The sequence below is a fragment of the Collinsella sp. LCP19S3_B6 genome (assembly GCF_052121815.1).
GTDB lineage: Bacteria > Actinomycetota > Coriobacteriia > Coriobacteriales > Coriobacteriaceae > Collinsella.
This window is the reverse complement of sequence record NZ_JBQKDN010000044.1, coordinates 1-1,225: the sequence shown is the minus strand read 5'-3', so window position 1 is coordinate 1,225 and position 1,225 is coordinate 1. Positions and strand designations below refer to the sequence as shown.

General features: G+C 67.3%; 2 protein-coding genes. Both read left to right on the top strand.

Annotated features, from left to right (window positions below):
• Nucleotides 1–315: helix-turn-helix domain-containing protein (locus ACTQWD_RS08680; RefSeq protein ID WP_441559748.1), on the top strand; the 315-nt coding region annotated here is incomplete at its 5' end.
• A gap of 20 nt (nt 316–335) precedes the next feature.
• Nucleotides 336–1,187 (top strand): IS3 family transposase, encoded by an 852-nt coding sequence (locus tag ACTQWD_RS08675; protein WP_441540416.1) that lies wholly within the window; start codon nt 336–338, stop codon nt 1,185–1,187.
• Nucleotides 1,188–1,225: the final 38 nt, after the last annotated feature.

Sequence of the window (1,225 nt, the reverse complement as noted above, 5' to 3'; positions counted from 1 at the left end):
AAGCAGACCAGGTACACATACGAGCAGAAGGTCGCCGCCGCCTCGGCCGTGGTCGACGGCGGCATGGGCAAGCAGGACGCCATGAAGGCGTTCGGGGTCATGTCCCTGGCGCCGCTCAAGAGATGGTGCGCGCTCTACCGCGAGGGCGGCGCCGAGGCGCTCAGGCCCAAGCCCAGGGGCAGGCCGAAGGGGTCCGGCCCCAAGTCGCGCGGGCGCACCCGCGAGCAGGAGCTCGAGGAGCGCTGCCGAAGGCTCGAGACCGAGGTGGCCTACCTAAAAAAATTGCGTGCCCTGGTCGAGAGGGACGGGCTCTGACCAGGGCGAAGGTCGAGGCCGTGAGCGCCCTGCGCGCGGAGGGGTGCAAGCTGGGGAGCCTGCTGGAATGCGCCGGCCTGGCCCGGTCCAGCTACTATTACGCGCTGTCGCACCCGGCCAGGCCGACGCGCCCGGAGCTGCGGGACGCGGTGGCGGAGATCTTCTCGCGCACGGCCAACGGGTGCGGCCACCGCCAGGTCGCCATGTGCCTGCGCGCCGAGCTGGGCGCGCGCATAGCCAACAAGACCGTGCTCAAGATGATGCGGGAGATGGGGGTCCGCTGCGGCATCCGCCGCGAGACCGACTACCATAGGTACAACTCGTACAGGGGGGTCGTGGGCGAGACGTTCGAGAACGTCATCGGGCGCGACTTCGCCGCCGACGGGCCGTGGCAGAAGATGGGCACCGACGTCACCGAGTTCAAGCAGCCCTGGGGCAAGGCCTACTTCGCGCCGGTGTACGACTTCGGCAGCAAGGAGATAGTCGCGTGGTCGACGTCGACCAGCCCGGACATGGCGCAGCAGGCCGAGCTGCTCGACCAGCTGCTGGCGAAGATGCCCGAGGGCGCGACGCCGGTGCTCCACAGCGACATGGGCTGGCAGTACCAGCACGCCGCATGGTGCGGGAGGCTGAAGGACGCCGGGATCGTCCAGAGCATGTCCAGAAAGGGCAACTGCATCGACAACGGCGCCACCGAGCAGGTCTTCGGCCACATGAAGGACGAGTTCTTCCGGGGAAGGACATGGCCCGACTTCGAGTCCTTCAAGGCGGACCTGGACGCGTACGTCGCCCATTGGAACACGAGGCGAAGGCAGGTTAAACTGAAGGGGCTGACCCCGGAGGAGTTCCGGAACCAGCCCCTTGCGGCGTAGTTCTTATTTAAGCCGTCCAAGTTTTGGGGTGCAGTTCA